22 protein-coding genes are annotated in these 19,993 nt (G+C 45.6%); 21 read left to right on the top strand and 1 reads right to left on the bottom strand.

Annotated elements, in window-relative coordinates; translation table 11 throughout:
• Nucleotides 1–5: 5 nt before the first annotated feature.
• The 12 genes from uvrA to BANVL01_RS12260 all read left to right on the top strand — a co-directional run bounded on the left by uvrA (nt 6) and on the right by BANVL01_RS12260 (nt 11,038).
• A complete protein-coding gene (gene uvrA, locus BANVL01_RS12205) occupies nt 6–2,882 on the top strand; it encodes an excinuclease ABC subunit UvrA (protein ID WP_066091701.1) in 2,877 nt (958 codons plus the stop codon).
• A 48-nt stretch (nt 2,883–2,930) separates the two neighbouring features.
• Nucleotides 2,931–3,170 (top strand): hypothetical protein, encoded by a 240-nt coding sequence (locus tag BANVL01_RS12210; protein WP_066091695.1) that lies wholly within the window; start codon nt 2,931–2,933, stop codon nt 3,168–3,170.
• Between the two features lie 52 nt (nt 3,171–3,222).
• Nucleotides 3,223–4,164 carry an ABC transporter permease subunit gene (locus tag BANVL01_RS12215; RefSeq protein ID WP_066091692.1) on the top strand — a complete coding sequence of 314 codons (942 nt, stop codon included), beginning with the start codon at nt 3,223–3,225 and terminating at the stop codon, nt 4,162–4,164.
• A gap of 2 nt (nt 4,165–4,166) precedes the next feature.
• A complete protein-coding gene (locus BANVL01_RS12220; RefSeq protein WP_066091689.1) occupies nt 4,167–5,072 on the top strand; it encodes an ABC transporter permease subunit in 906 nt (301 codons plus the stop codon).
• 63 nt (nt 5,073–5,135) lie between these two features.
• Nucleotides 5,136–5,450 carry a magnetosome magnetite crystal formation protein family gene (locus tag BANVL01_RS12225; protein WP_066091686.1) on the top strand — a complete coding sequence of 105 codons (315 nt, stop codon included), beginning with the start codon at nt 5,136–5,138 and terminating at the stop codon, nt 5,448–5,450.
• 39 nt (nt 5,451–5,489) lie between these two features.
• Complete coding sequence (locus BANVL01_RS12230) at nt 5,490–6,599, top strand: DUF4097 family beta strand repeat-containing protein (RefSeq protein WP_066091683.1); 1,110 nt, start codon at nt 5,490–5,492, stop codon at nt 6,597–6,599.
• 17 nt (nt 6,600–6,616) lie between these two features.
• The gene (locus tag BANVL01_RS12235) at nt 6,617–6,982 is read left to right on the top strand and encodes a phage holin family protein (RefSeq protein ID WP_066091680.1); all 366 of its coding nucleotides are present in this window, start codon (nt 6,617–6,619) and stop codon (nt 6,980–6,982) included.
• Nucleotides 6,983–7,120: 138 nt separating this feature from the next.
• Nucleotides 7,121–8,056 carry an HPr(Ser) kinase/phosphatase gene (hprK, locus tag BANVL01_RS12240; RefSeq protein ID WP_066091677.1) on the top strand — a complete coding sequence of 312 codons (936 nt, stop codon included), beginning with the start codon at nt 7,121–7,123 and terminating at the stop codon, nt 8,054–8,056.
• A 20-nt stretch (nt 8,057–8,076) separates the two neighbouring features.
• On the top strand, nt 8,077–8,895 hold the full coding sequence (lgt, locus tag BANVL01_RS12245) for a prolipoprotein diacylglyceryl transferase (protein WP_066091674.1): 819 nt from the start codon (nt 8,077–8,079) through the stop codon (nt 8,893–8,895).
• A gap of 20 nt (nt 8,896–8,915) precedes the next feature.
• On the top strand, nt 8,916–9,884 hold the full coding sequence (locus tag BANVL01_RS12250) for a nucleoside recognition domain-containing protein (protein WP_066091672.1): 969 nt from the start codon (nt 8,916–8,918) through the stop codon (nt 9,882–9,884).
• Nucleotides 9,853–10,497: a pyrophosphatase PpaX gene (gene ppaX / locus BANVL01_RS12255; protein ID WP_066091669.1), complete on the top strand. Its 645-nt coding sequence runs from the start codon at nt 9,853–9,855 to the stop codon at nt 10,495–10,497. The genes BANVL01_RS12250 and ppaX overlap by 32 nt, the downstream gene beginning before the upstream one ends.
• Nucleotides 10,498–10,501: 4 nt before the next feature.
• Complete coding sequence (locus tag BANVL01_RS12260; RefSeq protein WP_066091668.1) at nt 10,502–11,038, top strand: acyltransferase; 537 nt, start codon at nt 10,502–10,504, stop codon at nt 11,036–11,038.
• A gap of 24 nt (nt 11,039–11,062) precedes the next feature.
• On the opposite strand, the gene BANVL01_RS12265 is transcribed toward BANVL01_RS12260, so the two are convergent.
• Entirely contained in the window at nt 11,063–11,341 is a 279-nt protein-coding gene (locus tag BANVL01_RS12265; RefSeq protein ID WP_066091667.1) for a hypothetical protein, read from the bottom strand.
• A gap of 143 nt (nt 11,342–11,484) precedes the next feature.
• Here BANVL01_RS12265 and BANVL01_RS12270 point away from each other — a divergent pair, with 143 nt between their 5' ends.
• The 9 genes from BANVL01_RS12270 (at nt 11,485) to BANVL01_RS12310 (ending at nt 19,968) form a co-directional block, all read left to right on the top strand.
• Nucleotides 11,485–12,657 carry an ATP phosphoribosyltransferase regulatory subunit gene (locus BANVL01_RS12270; protein WP_066091665.1) on the top strand — a complete coding sequence of 391 codons (1,173 nt, stop codon included), beginning with the start codon at nt 11,485–11,487 and terminating at the stop codon, nt 12,655–12,657.
• On the top strand, nt 12,650–13,312 hold the full coding sequence (gene hisG / locus BANVL01_RS12275; RefSeq protein WP_066091662.1) for an ATP phosphoribosyltransferase: 663 nt from the start codon (nt 12,650–12,652) through the stop codon (nt 13,310–13,312). The genes BANVL01_RS12270 and hisG overlap by 8 nt, the downstream gene beginning before the upstream one ends.
• On the top strand, nt 13,290–14,585 hold the full coding sequence (hisD, locus tag BANVL01_RS12280; protein ID WP_066091659.1) for a histidinol dehydrogenase: 1,296 nt from the start codon (nt 13,290–13,292) through the stop codon (nt 14,583–14,585). Before hisG ends, hisD begins: the two co-directional genes overlap by 23 nt.
• A 166-nt stretch (nt 14,586–14,751) precedes the next feature.
• Nucleotides 14,752–15,339, top strand: coding sequence for an imidazoleglycerol-phosphate dehydratase HisB (hisB, locus tag BANVL01_RS12285; RefSeq protein WP_066091655.1), 588 nt, complete (start codon nt 14,752–14,754; stop codon nt 15,337–15,339).
• A 91-nt stretch (nt 15,340–15,430) separates the two neighbouring features.
• Nucleotides 15,431–16,060: an imidazole glycerol phosphate synthase subunit HisH gene (hisH, locus tag BANVL01_RS12290; RefSeq protein WP_066091651.1), complete on the top strand. Its 630-nt coding sequence runs from the start codon at nt 15,431–15,433 to the stop codon at nt 16,058–16,060.
• A complete protein-coding gene (gene hisA / locus BANVL01_RS12295) occupies nt 16,057–16,791 on the top strand; it encodes a 1-(5-phosphoribosyl)-5-[(5-phosphoribosylamino)methylideneamino]imidazole-4-carboxamide isomerase (protein ID WP_066091649.1) in 735 nt (244 codons plus the stop codon). The genes hisH and hisA overlap by 4 nt, the downstream gene beginning before the upstream one ends.
• The gene (gene hisF / locus BANVL01_RS12300; protein ID WP_066091646.1) at nt 16,782–17,543 is read left to right on the top strand and encodes an imidazole glycerol phosphate synthase subunit HisF; all 762 of its coding nucleotides are present in this window, start codon (nt 16,782–16,784) and stop codon (nt 17,541–17,543) included. The genes hisA and hisF overlap by 10 nt, the downstream gene beginning before the upstream one ends.
• A complete protein-coding gene (gene hisIE / locus BANVL01_RS12305; protein ID WP_066091643.1) occupies nt 17,540–18,157 on the top strand; it encodes a bifunctional phosphoribosyl-AMP cyclohydrolase/phosphoribosyl-ATP diphosphatase HisIE in 618 nt (205 codons plus the stop codon). Before hisF ends, hisIE begins: the two co-directional genes overlap by 4 nt.
• 314 nt (nt 18,158–18,471) lie before the next feature.
• Nucleotides 18,472–19,968 carry a tetratricopeptide repeat protein gene (locus BANVL01_RS12310; RefSeq protein ID WP_066091641.1) on the top strand — a complete coding sequence of 499 codons (1,497 nt, stop codon included), beginning with the start codon at nt 18,472–18,474 and terminating at the stop codon, nt 19,966–19,968.
• Nucleotides 19,969–19,993: the final 25 nt, after the last annotated feature.

The following is a 19,993-nucleotide window of genomic DNA, read 5'->3' on the forward strand; positions in this document are numbered from 1 at the left end:
CACACATGGCAATGGAAAAACTGATTGTGAAAGGCGCCAGGGCCCACAATTTAAAAAATATTGATGTCACGATTCCGAGAGATAAGCTTGTTGTCTTAACCGGACTTTCCGGTTCGGGAAAGTCCTCACTCGCGTTTGATACGATTTACGCCGAAGGGCAGCGCCGCTATGTCGAGTCGCTCTCGGCCTATGCGCGGCAATTCCTCGGCCAGATGGATAAGCCAGATGTCGATGCCATTGAGGGCCTGTCCCCAGCGATATCAATAGACCAAAAGACAACAAGCCGGAACCCGCGCTCAACAGTCGGGACGGTGACAGAAATCTATGATTATTTACGCTTATTATATGCCCGAGTCGGACACCCAACCTGCCCGATTCACAAAATAGAAATCTCATCGCAAACGATTGAGCAAATGGTTGACCGGATTCTCGATTATCCGGAACGAACAAAAATGCAAATCCTTGCCCCGGTTGTTTCCGGTCGTAAAGGAACGCATGTGAAGGTCTTCGAAGATATTAAAAAACAAGGCTTTGTCCGTGTTCGTGTCGACGGGGAAATGGTCGATATCGGGGATGAGGTTGAACTGGAAAAAAACAAAAAGCATTCGATTGAAGTGGTCGTCGACCGGATTGTCGTTAAGGAAGGGGTTTCCGCGAGGATTGCCGATTCCTTAGAAACGGCCCTAAAGCTTGGCGAAGGAAAAGTCATCGTTGACGTGATGGGCGAGGAAGAGCTGTTGTTCAGTGAAAACCATGCCTGCCCCATTTGCGGTTTTTCGATTGGAGAACTGGAGCCGCGGATGTTTTCCTTCAATAGTCCCTTCGGTGCTTGCCCCGAGTGTGACGGGCTCGGTTCCAAGCTTGAAGTCGATGTCGACCTCGTTGTTCCAAATAAGGATTTAACCCTGAAGCAGCATGCGATTGCCCCGTGGGAGCCGACAAGCTCACAGTATTACCCTCAGCTTTTGGAGGCGGTATGCAATCATTTTGGCGTCGACATGAATATTCCCGTTAAGGATATTCCCGAGCATCTGTTTGAAAAAGTTCTCTATGGTTCTGGCCGCGAAAAAATTTACTTCCGCTACGAGAATGATTTTGGCCAAATTCGTGAAGGGAATATTGAATTTGAAGGGGTTATTCCCAATGTCGAACGCCGCTTTAAGGAAACAAGCTCTGATTATATCCGTGAGCAAATGGAGAAATACATGGGCCAAAAATCATGTCCAACCTGTAAAGGCTACCGCTTGAAAAAGGAAACCTTAGCAGTCCTGATCAATGGTCACCATATTGCCCATGTGACCGACCTGTCGATTGAAGAAGCGCAGCAATTTTTTGCCGAATTAAAGCTTTCGGAAAAAGAAATGCAGATTGGGAAGCTGATTTTTCGCGAAATCAGCGAGCGCCTTGGCTTCCTAGTTAATGTCGGACTCGATTATTTAACGCTGAGCCGCACGGCTGGTACGCTGTCCGGCGGTGAGGCGCAGCGAATTCGCTTGGCGACACAAATAGGTTCACGATTAACAGGCGTATTATATATTTTAGATGAGCCGTCCATCGGGCTCCATCAGCGTGACAATGACCGCTTAATCGGCACGCTGCAAAGCATGCGCGATATAGGCAACACATTAATTGTTGTCGAGCACGACGAGGATACGATGCTGGCCGCGGACTATTTAATTGATATCGGCCCGGGTGCCGGCGTGCACGGCGGGGAAATTGTCTCAGCGGGAACACCTGAAGAAGTAATGGCCGATCCAAATTCGCTGACGGGGCAGTACTTGTCGGGGAAGAAGTTTATCCCTTTACCGCTCGAGCGCCGCAAGCCGGATGGCCGCTATATTGAAATAAAAGGCGCTTCTGAAAATAATTTAAAAAATGTCAATGCCAAGATTCCGCTCGGGATGTTTATTGCGGTGACCGGTGTATCCGGTTCCGGAAAAAGTACACTCATTAACGAGATTCTTCATAAATCACTGGCGCAAAAGCTTCATCATGCAAAAACGAAACCAGGGGAACACAAGAATATCAAAGGCATCGATTATCTAGAAAAAGTGGTCGATGTTGATCAGTCACCAATCGGGAGAACGCCGCGCTCCAATCCGGCGACCTATACCGGTGTCTTCGATGACGTCCGTGATGTGTTTGCTTCAACGAATGAATCGAAGGTGCGCGGTTATAAAAAAGGCCGCTTCAGCTTTAATGTCAAGGGCGGCCGCTGTGAAGCCTGCCGCGGCGATGGGATAATTAAAATAGAAATGCACTTTTTACCAGATGTGTATGTTCCTTGCGAAATTTGCCACGGCAAGCGTTATAACCGGGAAACACTGGAAGTGAAGTACAAAGGGAAGAATATTTCTGATATTCTTGATATGACCGTTGAGGCAGCTGTTGAATTTTTTGAAAACATTCCAAAAATCAGCCGCAAGCTGCAGACAATTTTGGATGTCGGTCTCGGCTATGTCAAACTTGGCCAGCCGGCAACAACACTGTCCGGAGGCGAGGCCCAGCGTGTCAAGCTTGCCTCTGAGCTCCATCGTCGTTCTAACGGAAAATCCTTTTACATTTTAGACGAGCCGACAACTGGTCTCCATGTTGATGATATTTCGCGATTGCTTGTTGTGCTGCAGCGTTTAGTTGAAAATGGAGACACCGTTTTGGTCATCGAACATAATCTTGACGTCATTAAGGCGGCTGATTATCTTATCGACCTTGGCCCAGAAGGCGGAGACAAGGGCGGGATGATCATCGCAACGGGAACACCGGAAAAGGTTGCAGAAGCCCCAGAATCTTATACGGGCAGGTATCTAAAACCGATTCTCGAGCGAGACCGCTTACGAATGAAACAGCAAATTGAAGAGAAAGAAATGACCGTAAAAAGCTAAAACTTTATGTTTTAGCTTTTTTTTATTGGAGAAGCCAGCCGGATAAAGATGCAGGTCGAATTCCCGTTGCTGGAATCCAGGTTTGGCGGAATAAATGGAGAAGTTGGCGAAATCCCATCACAGTTTGGCGAAAACCGGGCTCAGTTTGGCGAAATACGTGCCCAGTTTGGCGAAATGCAATCAAAGTTTGGCGAAATTAATCCGAAAGTTGGCGAAATCCCGGCCACCAATCACCTTTTTCAAAAAAAGGTGATTTTTTATGTAATGACATTCGCAAAATTGAAATAATTTTGAAATATTAGTAGAATAGTAGATGATTCCAAAAAAAGGAGATAAATAGATGATTTTGCGTAATATTTTTCACCAGACCCTTTTATGGCTGATAACCATCATCCTGTTTCTGACACTCTTATTCCTGCCGCGCACAGCCGCCTATGAAACCGGGGCCGGCGGCATGTATAAATCGGCGACCTCTAGTTATACCGTCGGCGACCATGTCAACCAATTTAAGGAGTTTTTTCAATACATTAAGGAAAATAAAGGCCTTGGCACCGTTTATAACGGGGTCTCGCTTTCAGAAAATATTTGGCGCACCTTCCAAAAAAGCATGCTGATTACCATTCCCGCCCTATTCCTAGGCTTTTTCCTCGGCATCGCCAAAGGGGTTTTCGACTACCGGATTCGCAATCGAAGAGGGAAACTGTTTGGGGTTAATACAACAAGATTCTTTCTCTCGATTCCGGATTTATTTTTGATCATTGCCTTGCAGCTTCTGATTATGGAAGGCTTTGAGGCCGGTCTGCTTCCACATATTGTCGTTTATGGCAGCGACCAGCCGAGTGTCGTCATCTTAGATATTATCTTTCTAGCGATTTATCCGTTATTTTACATAGCCAATATTACTTTTTTCAGCATCCGTGACGAGCAGGGAATGGATTACATACGGACGGCCTTTTCTAAAGGAACCTCCTCCTTTAAGGTATTGTACCGCCACGTCTTGAAAAATTGCTTTGTCAAAATTTTAAGCCATACCAATACGATTACTCTATATGCGCTCTCAAACTTATTCATCGTCGAATTCCTGACAAATTATCGCGGCGCCGCCTATTTTTTTTACGAAACGGTTACGTCGCCGAAAGCCTTCATGGTTGGACAGGACTTCTCAATTGCGGTATACCCGGCAGCAGGATATGTTATCCTCTTTACCGCTGTGATTTATCTGGCGAAGGTTCTTAGTGAAATCGCAAGAGGCTTAGTATCGCCTTTGGAAAGGAAGGAATAGAATTGAAGAATTGGAAGCTTTGGATTAGTTCGCTCTTTTTACTAGTTTTACTGATTGTCGTGTTCGCCGGGCCGTCTTTGCCGTTTGTCGATAACCAATTAAAGCAACATGGTGTGATCAAAACCGAAACAGGATCCTTTATTCTGCCGCCGATTCCACCGCGGGAAGGCTTCCCGCTAGGCAGTAATCATAAAGGCGTCGATGTTCTCAGTCTGATTATTATGGGGGCGAAAGAAACATTGACCATCGTCATCCTGGTCGTGGTCATCCGCTATGTATTGGCCATCCCGTTAGCCATCGGCGGGTTTTATTCGAAACTGCTGGAAAAAATACTGCAGGGCTGGCAGCAGCTGTTTTCCTTTATGCCGCCGATCTTTTTTGTGACCTTTTTCGTGACACTGCCGCTGATTTTTTTTTCCAAGGAAAGAGGATTGTGGGTCATTCTTGTGATTGCGATGCTTGAAACGGGGAGGGTGGCCGAGATTATCCTGCAAAATTTGAAGGAAACAAAGAAACGGCCGTATATTGAAGCCGGAATTGTCGCTGGCGGGACGCCGCTAAGGCTGTTTAAAAACTATTATATGCCTGTCGTGATTCCGCATCTGATTATTTTAATTGTTAATGATATTGGCAGGGTGCTTTTCTTGCTGGCGCAGCTGGGCGTTGTTCATGTCTATGTTACCCATACGTTTATAACGAATCAGTGGGGTGCCTATGAAGTCGTAAATACCTCTCTTGCTTGGCCAACGATGTTTGAAAAAATCACGGCGGATATTTTCTCCTATCAGTGGATTCCGTTTTCCGTAATTGGTGCAATTGCCGTGACGATTTACACCTTTAATTTGTTCGCCGATGGCTTGCAAAAGTTTTTTGAAAATAAATACCGGACCTACCGCGCGGATTTATAATTTTAAAAAAACTGAAACCTTCAGCTTTCCCTTCCGTAAATATAGGATAGAGGTGATGACGATATGGATACAAGAAAAGTGCTTTCAAGTTTGTGTTATTTTAGTATTTTTTTCGCAGGGTTTCTTTTTCCGCTGGTAGTCTACTTTGCAACAGGGGATGAAGTGACAAAAACACATGCGAAGAAATCACTGTTATCGCATTTAATTCCATTGATTCCGACACCGCTGATTGTTGCTGCTGTCTGGCATGATATTGCTACCCTTCACGATCAGGTTCCTGCTTTTACGATTATAAGTATTGTCGCATTAATGCTGATTTGGATTATTGTTCTCATTTGGAATATTGTAAAAGGCGTAAAGGTCCTTACAGCTGAATAAGCTTTAAGAGAGAAAAATTTTATATTTGAGGTGGAGACCATGAAAGAGGAACGAAAACGTATTTTAAAAATGGTGGAAGAAGGAAAGCTTCCAGTTGACGAAGCCTTAACATTGCTGGAAGAACTGGAAAAAGCCCAGAAGACGATGGAAGAGAAGCAAGAGCAAATTGTGAACGAGCTGTCAACGGCCGTCCAATTTGAGGAAGCGAAAAAGGAAGAGCCTTTCCAGGCGAAATACCAATCGACAAAGGATAAGATTTTTGACTTTGTCGACAGTGCTTTGAAAAAAATAAAAGACTTGGATTTTGACTTGAACTTCGGACAATCCGTTGATATTTCCCATATCTTTCACCAAGCGGACGTCGATCTAAAGGATCTGGACATTGATGTCGCAAATGGTTCCGTTAAGATAGCGGCCTGGGATCAGCCGGACGTCAGGATTGAATGCCAGGCGAAGGTTTACCGCGTCGACAATCAGGATCAGGCACGGCATAACTTTTTAAGAGATGTAAATTTTTCAGCCGACAATCAGAAATTACGGTTTATAACCCAGCAAAAATGGATGAAGGTGGAAGCTATCATTCTTGTACCAAAAGCGCAATATGAGCGGGTTCGCATTCGGATGTTCAATGGTGCAGTTACTGGTGAAGAAATGGATGTCCATGACCTGCGCGTGAAAACTGCTAATGGAAAAATCAGCCTTAACCGCTTGAACGGAAAAAAAGCAGAGATTGAAACAGCGAACGGAAAAATCAACATGACGAGCAGTCAATTCGATGACCTTGAGGCCGAGACAATTAACGGTGCTATTAACCTTGATGGTGATTTCAAAAGGGTTGAAACGCAGTCCTTTAATGGAAATATCAGCTGCAAATTAAGTGGGAATCGTGCAGAATTGCTTCAAGCAAAAGCAACAACGGGCGGCATTGACTTGCTTGTCCCTGAGGGCGCGCCTATCAATGGCGAGTTTAAAACCAATCTGGGCGGCTTTAATTTAAACCTTGTCGGCGTCCAGGTTCTTGAGGAGAAAAGCGAAATGATTCAGAAATCGCTTCGCTTCCAATCCGTCAACCATCCTGATAAAATGGTAAGAATCTACGCTGATACAAAAACGGGCTCGATTTCAATTCAAAAATCACTTGAAGAATAACTAGGGGACAAGAGAAAATGAGATGGCTGATTGGATGTTTGATTAATGCGGTTTTGTTTATGGCACTTGCGGGCTATTTTCACGAAAGCTTTTACTTAACAGGGTTTATGGCCGCACTTCAGGCAAGCATTTTATTATCCATCTTAAATGTGCTGGTGCGCCCGCTCCTGATTTTGTTTACCCTGCCGGTAACGATATTAACGATGGGATTGTTTTTATTTGTCATCAATGCCATCACGCTTGAACTGACGGATTGGCTGATGGGATCGTCGTTCGAGATTCACGGCTTCGGGATGGCCATGTTTTTTGCGGTGCTGATGTCGCTCGTCAACTTAGTCATTCAGAAAACGATTCTGGAACCTTCAAGGAAATCAAAGCATTAATTAAGCGAGTGCGCGCTGCTGCCAAGTGGTGCGCACTTATTTATTTGCTTTTTCGAATAACTTCCGTTTGGTTCTTTTTCAAAAAATGCTAAAATAAGAGATAGTGAAAAAAATAGTCCGTGTAGAGGAGGAAGCTTCTTGCCAAAAGTACGCACCAAAGATATATTAGAAAAATTTCAGCTTGAATTGGTCAGTGGTGAAGAGGGCATCAATCGCCCAATCCCCACGAGTGATATCTCACGGCCGGGAATTGAAATTGCCGGATATTTTGAATTTTATCCAGCAGAGCGAATCCAGCTGTTAGGGAAAACAGAACTATCCTTTTTCGAAGAGCTTCCCGAAAGCGAACGAATTTCAAGAATGGAGCGATTATGCACCGATATCACCCCAGCGATTATTGTCACCCGGGATATTGATGTTCCAGTGGAGTTAATTGAAGCATCGGAACGTGAATCGGTCCCTGTCCTTAGGACAAGCATGAAAACGACGCGCTTTTCAAGCCGGTTAACGAACTTTTTAGAAAGTCAGCTTGCGCCAACGACGGCGGTCCACGGTGTATTAGTGGATGTTTATGGAATAGGTGTGCTGATTACTGGAAAAAGCGGCGTCGGAAAAAGCGAAACAGCGCTGGAGCTGGTCAAGCGCGGTCACCGGCTCGTTGCTGACGATTGTGTAGAAATTCGCCAGGAAGATCAGGATACCCTTGTTGGTACATCACCAGGGTTAATCGAACATTTACTGGAAATCCGCGGTTTAGGTATTATCAATGTCATGACGCTGTTTGGTGCCGGAGCTGTCCGCAGCAATAAGCGCATCACGCTCATCATGGATTTAGAAATTTGGGATTCCAAAAAGCAGTACGACCGCCTGGGTTTGGATGAAGAAAAAGTGAAGATTATTGACACCTACGTTACAAAGCTGACAGTTCCCGTTCGCCCAGGACGAAACCTCGCTGTTATTATTGAAGTAGCAGCGATGAATTTCCGTTTAAAACGAATGGGCGTGAATGCGGCGCAGCAATTTACGGAACGACTTTCCGATGTGATTGACGAAGGGGAACAGGAAGATATTTAAGGGAAAAAGGAGAAAGAGAGATGAACGAAATAATTGAACCGCTTAACCCGATTGCCTTTAAGCTTGGACCGATTCCGGTGCATTGGTACGGAATCATTATTGGTTCAGGTTTGGCACTCGCCCTGTTCCTTGCGATTAGAGAAGGAAATCGCCGGGGGCTTCCGAAGGACTTATTTGCTGATTTGATGCTTTGGGCAATTCCGATTGCGATTATTTCCGCCCGGATTTATTATGTAATTTTTGAATGGAAGTATTATGTCAAACATCCAATTGACATCCCGCAGATTTGGACGGGCGGGATTGCCATTCACGGCGCGTTGATTGGTGCCGTAATTACCACGATTGTTTTTTCCAAAAAACGAGGAATTTCTTTTTGGAAAATTGTCGATATTGCGGCCCCAAGTATTATTCTTGGCCAGGCGATTGGCCGCTGGGGCAATTTCATGAACCAGGAGGCACACGGCGGTGAAGTAAGTCTTAGTTTTCTCCAAAGTCTGCATTTGCCGGACTTTATTATCAACCAAATGTATATTGAAGGGGTCTATTATCACCCTACGTTCTTATATGAATCTGTTTGGGATTTTGCCGGCTTTTTCTTATTAATTTTTCTCCGGCGTGTGAATTTCCGCCGCGGTGAGCTGTTTCTCTCCTATGTCATTTGGTATTCCATCGGCCGCTATTTTGTCGAAGGCTTACGGACAGATAGTTTAATGCTTGGCAGCCTGCGGATGGCGCAAACGATTTCGATTGCCTTGATCGTTGGAGCGATAGCGATTTTACTTTATCGACGTCAAAAGAAAATGGCAGAGGCCCGTTACTTAGATCAAGCGAATTTGTAGTGAATGGAGGGAGTTTGGGAATGCTGCTAAGCTCAATGAAAAAGGGGTTACTGGTTGGTTTCAAAACAACATGGACGTTAGGGAAAGTTATTTTTCCAGTTACCCTGATTGTGGCAGTGCTGCAGTATACACCAGTTCTGCCATGGGTAATGAATGCGATTTCCCCGCTCATGAAGCTGCTGGGATTATCAGGGGATGCCGCGATTCCGCTCGTGCTCGGGAATTTCCTGAACCTGTATGCGGGCATCGGCGCCATCTTGACGTTCGATTTTTCGGTAAAAGAAGTATTTATTCTAGCCGTAATGCTTTCGTTTTCACATAATTTATTCATAGAATCCAGCGTTGCCATGAAAGCCGGCGTCAAGCTGTGGGTCGTCCTGGTGACAAGGCTTGGGCTTGCCCTTCTGTCTGCCGCCGTGATTAATCTTGTTTGGCATGGGGGCGGAGAAACCGCAAAGTATGGGTTAATTCAGCCGAGTACGGAACAGGCCGACGGCATCGCTGCCATTTTACTAGAAGCGGTTCAAAAAGCAGGGCTCGGCATTTTTCAGTTAGCGATGATTGTCATCCCGCTTATGGTGGTCATCCAAATTTTAAAAGACTTACAATGGTTAACTAAGTTTTCAAAAATGATGTCGCCCGTCACGAAAACGCTTGGCATGAAGGAGAATACCTCGACGACGATGGCTGCCGGTTTATTATTCGGCTTAGCTTATGGTGCAGGTGTCATGATTCAAGCCGTAAAAGAAGATGGTGTCAGTAAAAAGGATATCACGCTGGCGTTTATTTTTCTAATGGCCTGCCATGCGGTTGTCGAGGATACGTTAATCTTCTTGCCGCTCGGCATCCCGGTATGGCCGCTGTTTTTAATCCGGCTTGGTGTCGCGATAGTGCTGACCTTAGTGGTCGGGATGATTTGGAAACGAAGAGGGCAATTGAAAAGAAAGGATGCCAACTATGACCAACAAAATTACAACAGTTCTGTTTGATTTAGATGGAACATTAATTGATACCAATGAATTAATCATTTCAACTTATTTGCATACGCTTGAAAAATATTATCCAAGCAAGTACAAGCGTGAGGATGTTTTGCCGTTTATGGGTCCTACCTTGCAGGAAGCATTTAGTACAGTTGACCCTGACCGTGTAGAGGAAATGATTCTGGAGTACCGTACATTTAATCTCGCCAATCACGATGCCTTAGTGAAAGAATTTGAGGGTGCAGTGGAAACAGTTCAAACTTTATTCGAAAAAGGGTACAAACTCGCAATTGTTACGACGAAACGTCATGACACGGCCTTGAAAGGGCTCCGCCTGATGAACCTTGATCGCTATTTTGAAGTGGTTGTCGCGCTAGATCATGTGACAAAGGTAAAGCCTGATCCGGAACCGCTTTTCCATGCGCTTGAGCAGTTAAAGTCCACACCAGAGGAGTCACTGATGGTCGGCGATAATTACCATGATATTTTAGCAGGAAAAAATGCCGGGACATTGACGGCAGGTGTCGCATGGTCGATTAAAGGCAGAGAATACATCGCCAAATATGAACCAGATTATATTCTAGATCACATGACGGATTTATTAAAAATCCTCGGAGAGTGAAGGTATGAGGAATACGACCCGCTACCCGGTTGAAGGTGCGAATTCTTTATGGCACGTTTACAAGACCGTGCCTTTTTGGAAGGTTGTCAGAAATTTTATTGTCATTCAGCTCGGCCGCTATACGCCGTTTTTAGGGATGAAGAATTGGCTGTACCGTGTGTTTCTTGGTGTTAAGGTCGGCGAGCAAACCTCCTTTGCGCTGATGGTGATGCTCGATGTGATGTTCCCGGAGAAAATCAGTGTCGGCCGCAACACGGTCATTGGCTATAACACGACCATCCTGGCGCATGAGTATTTGATTAAAGAATACCGCTTGGGGCCAGTTTCGATTGGCAGCGAGGTCATGATTGGCGCCAATTCGACGATTTTACCTGGGGTGACCATTGGTGATGGATCCATCGTCTCAGCCGGAACCCTTGTCCACAAAGATGTCCCAGCGGGGGCATTCGTCGGCGGTAACCCAATGCGGGTGATTTACACAAAGGAAGAACTAGCCGCGCGCTGGGCCGATGATGTAATTTATGGCCGTGGAAGTAAATAATGAAGGATGAAGCCTGGTTTGCTTTTAACTGGGCTTTTTTTTATGGAACTTGCCTTCCGGGAGAAAAAATTGTTGGGGTGGCGGAATGCGGAGTAGTTTGGCGAGATCCCTGCCTAGTTTGGCGAAATCCCGGCGTAGTTTGGCGAGATCCCGGCGTAGTTTGGCGAAATCACCGCGTAGTTTGGCGAGATCCCTGCCTAGTTTGGCGAAATCCCGGCGTAGTTTGGCGAAATCACCACGCAGTTTGGCGAAATACCCTCTGAAATCAGCAGAATCAACTCGTATCTCAGTGGAATCAATCAAGATTTCCTATGAAATTCTCCCCTTTCCTCGACCCGTGTTGATTTTTCCATTGACGAAAACATACCTAGAGAGTAAACTACTAATTATTAACTTTAATTCGCTACCAATTTAGCAGACTAAAGCATGTGAAAAGGGTGAACCAAATGAGTCGCTTGTTTATGTTTGAAAAGCCTTTGGGAATGCGCGATACGCTGCCGGAATTATATGAAAAAAAGCACCAGATTCGGTCAGTAATAGCGGAAACAATGAAACTCTGGGGCTATCAATTTATCGAAACACCAACACTTGAATACTACGAAACTGTCGGGGCGGCATCAGCGATTGCTGACCAACAGCTGTTTAAATTGCTTGACAAAGAGGGTAATACTTTAGTGCTCAGGCCTGATATGACAGCGCCAATCGCCCGTGTAGCGGCATCCAAACTATTAAGCGAGGATCTTCCTGTAAGGTTAGCTTACTCAGCCAATGTTTTCCGTGCCCAGCAGCGCGAGGGTGGCCGGCCTGCCGAGTTCGAGCAAATTGGGGTTGAATGTTTGAACGAGGATACCGTCTCCTGCGATGGCGAGACGATTGCCTTACTGATTTCTTCCCTAAAGAAAGTCGGTCTGCCGCAATTCCAAGTTTCGATTGGCCATGTAGGCTTTGCACAGGAGTTGTTTATGCAAATCCTCGGAACGAACGGACGGGCGACAGCCTTAAGGAAATTTTTATATGAAAAAAATTATGTCGGCTACCGCGAACATGTAAACTCCTTGCAACTATCATCAATTGATAAGCAAAGGCTTCTCCAGCTCCTTCAACTTAGGGGTGGTGAAGAAGTCATCGGAAAAGCTCTCGACATTATTGAAAACGGCAAAGGCAAGCAAGCAATCATCGAGCTGCAAGAGCTGTGGGATGTCATCAAGGATTATGGAATCGAAGAAATGGTTAAATTCGACCTTTCGATTGTTAGCCATATGAGCTATTATTCAGGCATTTTATTTGAAGCATATGCCGGGAATGTAGGATTCCCCATCGGAAATGGCGGCCGCTATAGTTTAATTGAGAAATTTGGAAGAAAAGCAACCGCGACCGGGTTTGCGGTACGACTTGATATGCTTCTCGAAGCACTAAAAGAAGTCCAGCTCGAAAATACTGCACACTGTATTTTTTTCAGTGGAGAGAGGCGGAAAGAAGCCTTTCAACTAGCAGAAAAAATGCATGGGCAAGGTAAACTGGCGGTCCTACAAGACATTACCGGAGTAAAAAACCTTGATGCTTTTACAAAAAGGTTTAACGATACGACCTTTTTAATCGGAGGAAGCGGCAATGAATAACAACTTAACAATAGCGATGCCAAAGGGGCGGATTTTTGAAGAAGCTCTTGAATTATTAAGAAAAGCCGGTTATAAACTGCCGCCGGAATTTGATGATTCACGAAAATTAATCATCGAAGCAGCTGCAGAAGGGCTACGATTTATTTTAGCCAAGCCGATGGATGTGGCTACATATGTCGAGCATGGCGTTGCAGATGTCGGAATTGCCGGAAAGGATGTTCTCCTTGAGGAGGAACGAGATGTCTATGAACTTCTTGACCTCAAAATCAGCCCCTGCTATTTAGCAGTTGCCGGGCTTCCGAATACACAAATGAATGAGGTTGCCCCGAGAGTCGCCTCTAAATATCCGAATGTGGCGGAAGCCTATTTTCGCGCGCAAGGGGAACAGGTCGAAATTATCAAATTAAACGGCTCAATCGAACTGGCCCCGTTAATTGGATTATCCGACCGTATTGTTGATATTGTCTCATCTGGCCGGACATTAAAGGAAAACGGGCTGGTCGAATATGAACGAATTGTTGACGTAACATCGAGGCTGATTGTCAATCCCGTCAGCTACCGGTTGAAAGATACCCGGATTGACGAACTGGTAACAAGACTGCATGAAGTGGTTGCCGAAGGGGGTTCTTCCGATGAAAATAGTAAGAATATCTGACGAGGTAACGATCAAACGCTCCATTGATACGGGCACTACCGAGCAGCAAGCGATTGTTAAAACGATAATCGCCGATGTTCGAACACAGGGTGATGAGGCGTTACACGTGTATACGGAGAAATTCGACAGGGTCAACCTATCTACTTTTTCCGTAACTAACAAAGAAATTGAGGAAGCTTACGAAAAAGTCGATCAGCGTTTTATTTCCATCATTCGGGAAGCGGCAGCAAATATTCGCAGCTTCCATGAAAAGCAGCTCAGGTCATCGTGGATGACAACGGAAGACAACGGAACCCTTCTTGGTCAAAAAATAACCCCGCTGGATTCGGTAGGAGTGTATGTGCCAGGAGGGACGGCGGCCTATCCATCATCGGTACTGATGAATGTGATTCCCGCGAAAGTGGCCGGTGTCGAACGAATTGTGATGGTGTCGCCGCCAAACGCAGATGGTGTTGTACCTGCAGCAGTCCTTGTCGCGGCTCAGGAAGCCGGGGTTAAAGAAATCTATAAAGTTGGCGGGGCGCAAGCGATTGCCGCGCTTGCTTACGGAACCGAGTCGATTGCATCTGTTGATAAAATTACTGGCCCGGGAAATATTTTTGTGGCGCTGGCGAAACGTGAGGTATTTGGCGATGTGGATATCGATATGATTGCCGGTCCAAGTGAGATTGCGATTTTAGCAGATGAAACGGCAAGGGCAGATGAGGTTGCTGCAGACCTATTATCCCAGGCCGAACACGACCCCCGGGCCTGCAGTGTTCTGGTTACACCCTCAATGGTGTTGGCCGAAGAGGTGGCAGCGGAAGTCGAAAAGCAGCTTACCATGCTGCCGCGTCAGGAAATTGCCGCCCGTTCGATTGCCGATTACGGGGCAATCTATGTAACAGCAGACATCGATGAAGCGGTTGAAACGGTTAATCAGTTAGCGCCAGAACATCTCGAAGTAATCACGGAAAATGCGCTGGAGCTTCTTGGAAAAATTCGTCACGCTGGGGCAATCTTTATCGGCCGATACAGCTCAGAACCCGTCGGTGATTATTTTGCCGGGCCGAATCATGTGCTTCCGACTAACGGCACCGCACGTTTTTCCAGCCCACTTAATGTCGACGATTTTCAGAAGAAATCAAGCGTGATTATTTACAGTGAAAGGGCGTTAAAGGAGAATGGCGCTAAAATCGCTGCCTTTGCCCGCATGGAAGGGCTCGAAGCACACGCCCGGGCAGTGGAAATAAGACTTAAAAACGATCGCTCAGTCACTAAAAAGGGTTCATAGTGCCCGTCGCGGTTCAAAAAAGCCTTGTCCGGTCACTGAGAAGGGTTCATAGTGCCCGTCGCGGTTCAAAAAAGCCCGGTCCGGTCACTGAGAAGCGAGTTCCTTGAATAGGAAAAAACTACCAATTCATATTAGGAAAAAACAATCATTACAAGGAGGCATCTGAATGGAAAGGATCGCAAGTATTGAACGACAAACAAATGAAACGAAAATTCAGCTATCGTTAGCAATTGACGGGGAGGGCCAGTCCAATCTTGAAACAGGCGTTCCTTTCCTTAGCCATATGCTTGATTTGTTCGCGAAACATGGCCAATTCAATCTGACGGTTGATGCCAAAGGCGATACTGAGATTGATGATCACCATACAACAGAGGATATTGGCATATGCTTTGGGCAGGCATTACAAAAAGCACTCGGAGACAAGCGGGGCATTAAGCGTTACGGGAATGCGTTTGTACCGATGGATGAGGCCTTGGCCCAGGTAGTCGTCGACCTCAGCAATCGTCCGCATCTCGAAATGCGTGCGGAGTTCCCGGGCCAGAAGGTTGGCTCATTTGATACGGAACTCGTCCATGAATTTCTTTGGAAACTCGCCCTCGAGGCACGAATGAACCTCCATGTGATCGTTCATTATGGAAAAAACACGCACCACATGATAGAAGCCGTCTTCAAAGCACTAGGCCGGGCACTCGACGAAGCAACAACGATAGACCCGCGCATCAAAGGCATCCCCTCAACAAAAGGATTGCTATAAAGTGGTGTCAGGCACCATTAGGTAAAAACTACCAGATGGTGTCAGGCACTATGGAAGAAAAATACGATAAAATTCGGGCGGTGAGTGACACGTGATAGGTATTGTTGATTACGGCATGGGAAATCTTTTCAGCGTAAGCAAGGCATTGGAACGACTCTCGGCTGATTATTTCATCTCCGCCGATGAAATTGAATTGCTTCAGGCAGATGCGTTGATTATCCCCGGGGTGGGCTCATTCCGTGATGCAATGGAACGGCTCCCAGCAGAAACCATAAAGGAATTTGCGGCATCGGGTAAACCGCTGCTCGGAATCTGCCTCGGCATGCAGCTGCTTTTTGAAAAAAGTGAAGAAAACGGCCTGACGGAAGGGTTGGGGTTATTACCGGGAAGTGTCCGCCGTTTCCCAGGAAAATCTCGCAATGGCAAGCCCTATAAAGTTCCACACATAGGGTGGAACCGATTAGAATTTGTTAAAGAATCACCCCTCTTGAAAAATCTCACTGAGGATTACGTCTATTTCGTGCATTCCTATTATGTTAATGCAGAAAACTCCGATGTCCTTCTCGCCAAAACCGATTACCATGAACAGGTTTCGGCAGTAGTCGGCAGGGATCATATTCTAGGGATGCAATTTCATCCTGAAAAAAGCAGCAGGCTCGGGATGGACCTGCTAGATAATTTTTTAAAAATGGTGGAGGAAAGGAAGGCGGTTAGACGATGAGCATGACGATTTATCCGGCCATTGATATGCGCGGCGGCAATTGTGTCCGCCTTCTTCAGGGGGATTATGATCAGGAAACGATATATGGGGATTCGCCTTTCGATATGGCCCGAAGTTTTGCCGCTGAAGGGGCAGAGTGGATTCACATGGTTGACCTTGACGGCGCAAAAGATGGCAAGCATGTCAATGACCGCTTTGTGATTGAGGCCGCCCAAACACTTAACGGTGTGAAAATTCAAATTGGCGGCGGCATTCGCTCTGAGGAAGATATCCTTCACTACCTTGAAAAGAGTGTTGATCGCGTGATTATCGGAAGTGTTGCTGTATCGAATCCTGAGTTTGCGATAGAAATGATAAAAAAATATGGCGCGCAAATTGTCGTCGGGATTGATGCGAAAAATGGCTATGTCGCCACACATGGCTGGCTGGAAACATCAGAACTAAAGGCGATTGAACTTGGTAAACGCTTTGCCGATGCGGGGGCGGAACACTTTATTTTTACCGATATTGCGACAGATGGGACGCTCTTAGGTCCCAATATTGCTGCTGTTTGTGAAATGGCTAAAGTCACCGGAAAAAATGTTATTGCTTCAGGCGGGGTCAGCAGTCTCGCAGATTTGCAGGCTTTAGCTGAAGTGAAAATTGTAAGCGGAGCGATTGTCGGAAAAGCACTTTATGAGAATCGGTTTACATTGAAAGCAGCGTTAGAAGAGGTGAAATCATGGCCCTGACAAAACGAATTATTCCCTGCCTCGATGTCAAGGAGGGACGAGTAGTTAAAGGGATTCAATTTGTGCAGCTCCGTGATGCCGGTGACCCTGTTGAACTTGCGCGCTTTTACGATGAGCAAGGCGCAGATGAATTAGTTTTCCTCGATATATCGGCCTCAGTTGAAGGCAGGAAGACGATGGTCGAGGTCGTTAAGGCTGTTGCATCCGAACTGGCAATTCCGTTTACGGTTGGAGGAGGGATTAATTCTCTTGAGGATATGAAAAAACTCCTCCGCGCCGGAGCTGATAAAGTCTCACTTAACACAGCTGCTGTATTGAACCCCGCTTTAATTAGCGAGGGTGCAAGCTATTTCGGATCCCAATGTATCGTAGTCGCAATTGATGCAAAATTCGACACGGGGCTCGGGACATGGCGCGTTTTCACACATGGCGGCCGAAAACCTACTGATAAAAAAGTAGTGGAGTGGGCGGTAGAAGCGGCCGAGCTTGGTGCGGGAGAAATTTTATTAACCAGTATGGATAGTGACGGCGAGAAAAATGGCTTCGATCTTGCTTTGACGAAAGCAGTAAGTAATGCAGTTCCCATTCCGGTTATCGCTTCAGGTGGGGCAGGGAATGCGGCACATTTTGAAGAAGCATTTTTGGAAGGCGAAGCGGACGCAGCCCTTGCTGCCTCGATTTTTCATTATAAGGAAACCTCGGTTCGTGAGGTAAAAAGCTATTTACGCGAAAAAGGAGTGACTGTCCGATGAATGTTAAATTTGATGAAAAAGGGCTTATCCCGGCTATCATTCAGGATGCCGGTACGAAAGAAGTGTTAACGCTCGCTTATATGAACGAGGAATCGCTGGCTAAGACGATTGAAACTGGGGAAACATGGTTTTTCAGCCGCTCGCGTCAGGAACTATGGCATAAGGGTGCGACAAGCGGAAACACGCAGACAGTTGTCAGCATCAACTACGATTGCGATCAAGATGCGGTACTCGTAATGGTTACTCCCAAAGGCCCCGCCTGCCACACTGGTTCAGTTAGTTGTTTTTCGGAAGGAGTTTCGGAGCGGTCAACCGGCCTGGGGGATTATCAGATTTTACAATCACTTGAAAAAGTAATCTTAGAACGTGAGCGGGAGCGTCCAGAGGGTGCCTACACCACCTATCTTTTTGAAAAAGGCGTCGATAAGATTTTGAAAAAAGTCGGCGAAGAAGCCGCTGAGGTGATTATCGCAGCCAAGAACCGCGACCACGAAGAACTTAGGTGGGAGGCCGCCGATTTGCTTTATCACCTTCAGGTATTGTTGGTGGAACAAGGCCTTCCATTCAAAGAGGTTTTAAGAACACTAGAGGAAAGACACAAAGACCGTTCATAATCCGCGGTCTTTCTTTTTGAGATTTTCCATATAATGTCTAAATAGCCAAAACTCCTTAAAAAGTAGCCAAAACCCCTTGGAAAATAGCCGAATCACCTAAAAAAGTAGCCAAAACCCCTTGAAAAATAGCCAAACTCAAAAAAACTACCTGAAACCTACCAAAAAACTACCTGAAACCCACAAGAACTTCCCCAAACTCCCCTCAAAAGTCACCCGAACGAAGAACCAAGTTAATCCTACCCCCAAATCCCTTCTCGAACAACCGCCAAATATGGTATAATACATAAGTTATGTTGAAAAATGTGGAGGACTTCATGGGAAAAGACGCAAAAGCAAGAATTCAAAAGGGAAAATTACTTTCATTTATTCCTACGGGCGAATATTATTTCACGAAGGGTTTAAAGGCATACCATCGACGTGATTTTATCAAAGCAAAAAAATATCTTGGACGGGCGATGCAGCTCGAGCCTGGTGAACCGATGATTACATGCCAGCTGGCCATTGTGTCAACAGAACTTGGCGAGTTTGAAAATTCCAACCGGCTCTTGCATCACGTCCTTGAAGAACTAGACTCTGAAATGGTCGAGTGCCATTACTTTTTAGCGAATAATTATGCCCATATAGGATTTTTTAAAGATGCTTATCACCATGCAAAGCTCTATTTACAATTAGAACCGGATGGTGATTTTTCCGAAGATACAGAGGAACTGCTTGAACTGCTTACGTTTGAATCAGAGGATCTTGAGGATGAGCTGTATCTGGAGCAGGATGATTTGATTTTCAAACAAGAACAGGCTCGTGAGCTCCTAGAGTCAGGCTATTTTCCAAAGGCAATTGAGCTGTTAAAAGATGTCGTCAAGGAATATCCGGAATATTGGTCGGCGTACAATAACTTAGCGCTAGCTTATTTTTATTTAGGTCAAACGGAAAAAGCAGAATCGATTTTACAGGATGTGCTCGAGCGCAATCCGGGAAATCTGCATGCCCTCTGTAACAAACTTGTATTTGCCCATTATCAGGGGCAAACAAACAATGTCACAAACATGCTGCAATCATTGAAAAAAATTCAACCGCTCCTTAGTGAGCACCAATTTAAGCTTGGTACCAGCTTTGCTTTGGTCGGCGAGTATGAGCTTGCCTATTTATGGTTGAAAAAATTATATAAAAATGGCTTTGATGGCGATGGTCCGTTTTATTACTGGCTATCCTATTCAGCCTATTTCACCGGCTATGAAAATTTTGCCCAAAACATCTGGAAAAAGATGCTTCGGATTTATCCTGATAAAGAAGGGATGGAACCATGGAATGCCGAAAAGGCGCCGGCAAATGGTTTGGAAGACCAATCAGGATCTATTTTTCAAAAGCTTGAAAGTGACTATGTCGAAGAGCGCTTATTCGCCCTATTCCTAACCACTATTTCAAGTAAAAGGGAAGAAATCATTACCTCAAAGCGGCTGTTTCAAAATCAGAAATTCACCAGCCTAGAAAAAGAATATATTTCGTTAATCAGGTCGGGAAAACCTTCTGTGACGTCCGACGCACAGGAAATTGCCGAGCTTTTTTATGAAAACCATCAGCCGATTGGCTCAATTGAATCTGGCTTATACCTGATGTGGTTCTCGCTGTACGTCGAAGTTTCCAAAGCCAACATTTCCTTGAAAAATAAACGGGCCTGGGCGGGGGCGGTTGAATATATGTGGCACAAACTGCGCAGTGAAAAGGTATCCCAGCAGGAGGTTGCCGAACGCTACGGGCTATCAACCGCCACGATTGGCAAATATGTAAAAATCGTGAATGACTATTTAAATTAAGCAGATAAATGGACTATAATTCAAT

Origin of the sequence: Neobacillus novalis NBRC 102450 (assembly GCF_001591805.1) — a bacterium.
Lineage (GTDB): Bacteria > Bacillota > Bacilli > Bacillales > Cytobacillaceae > Neobacillus > Neobacillus novalis.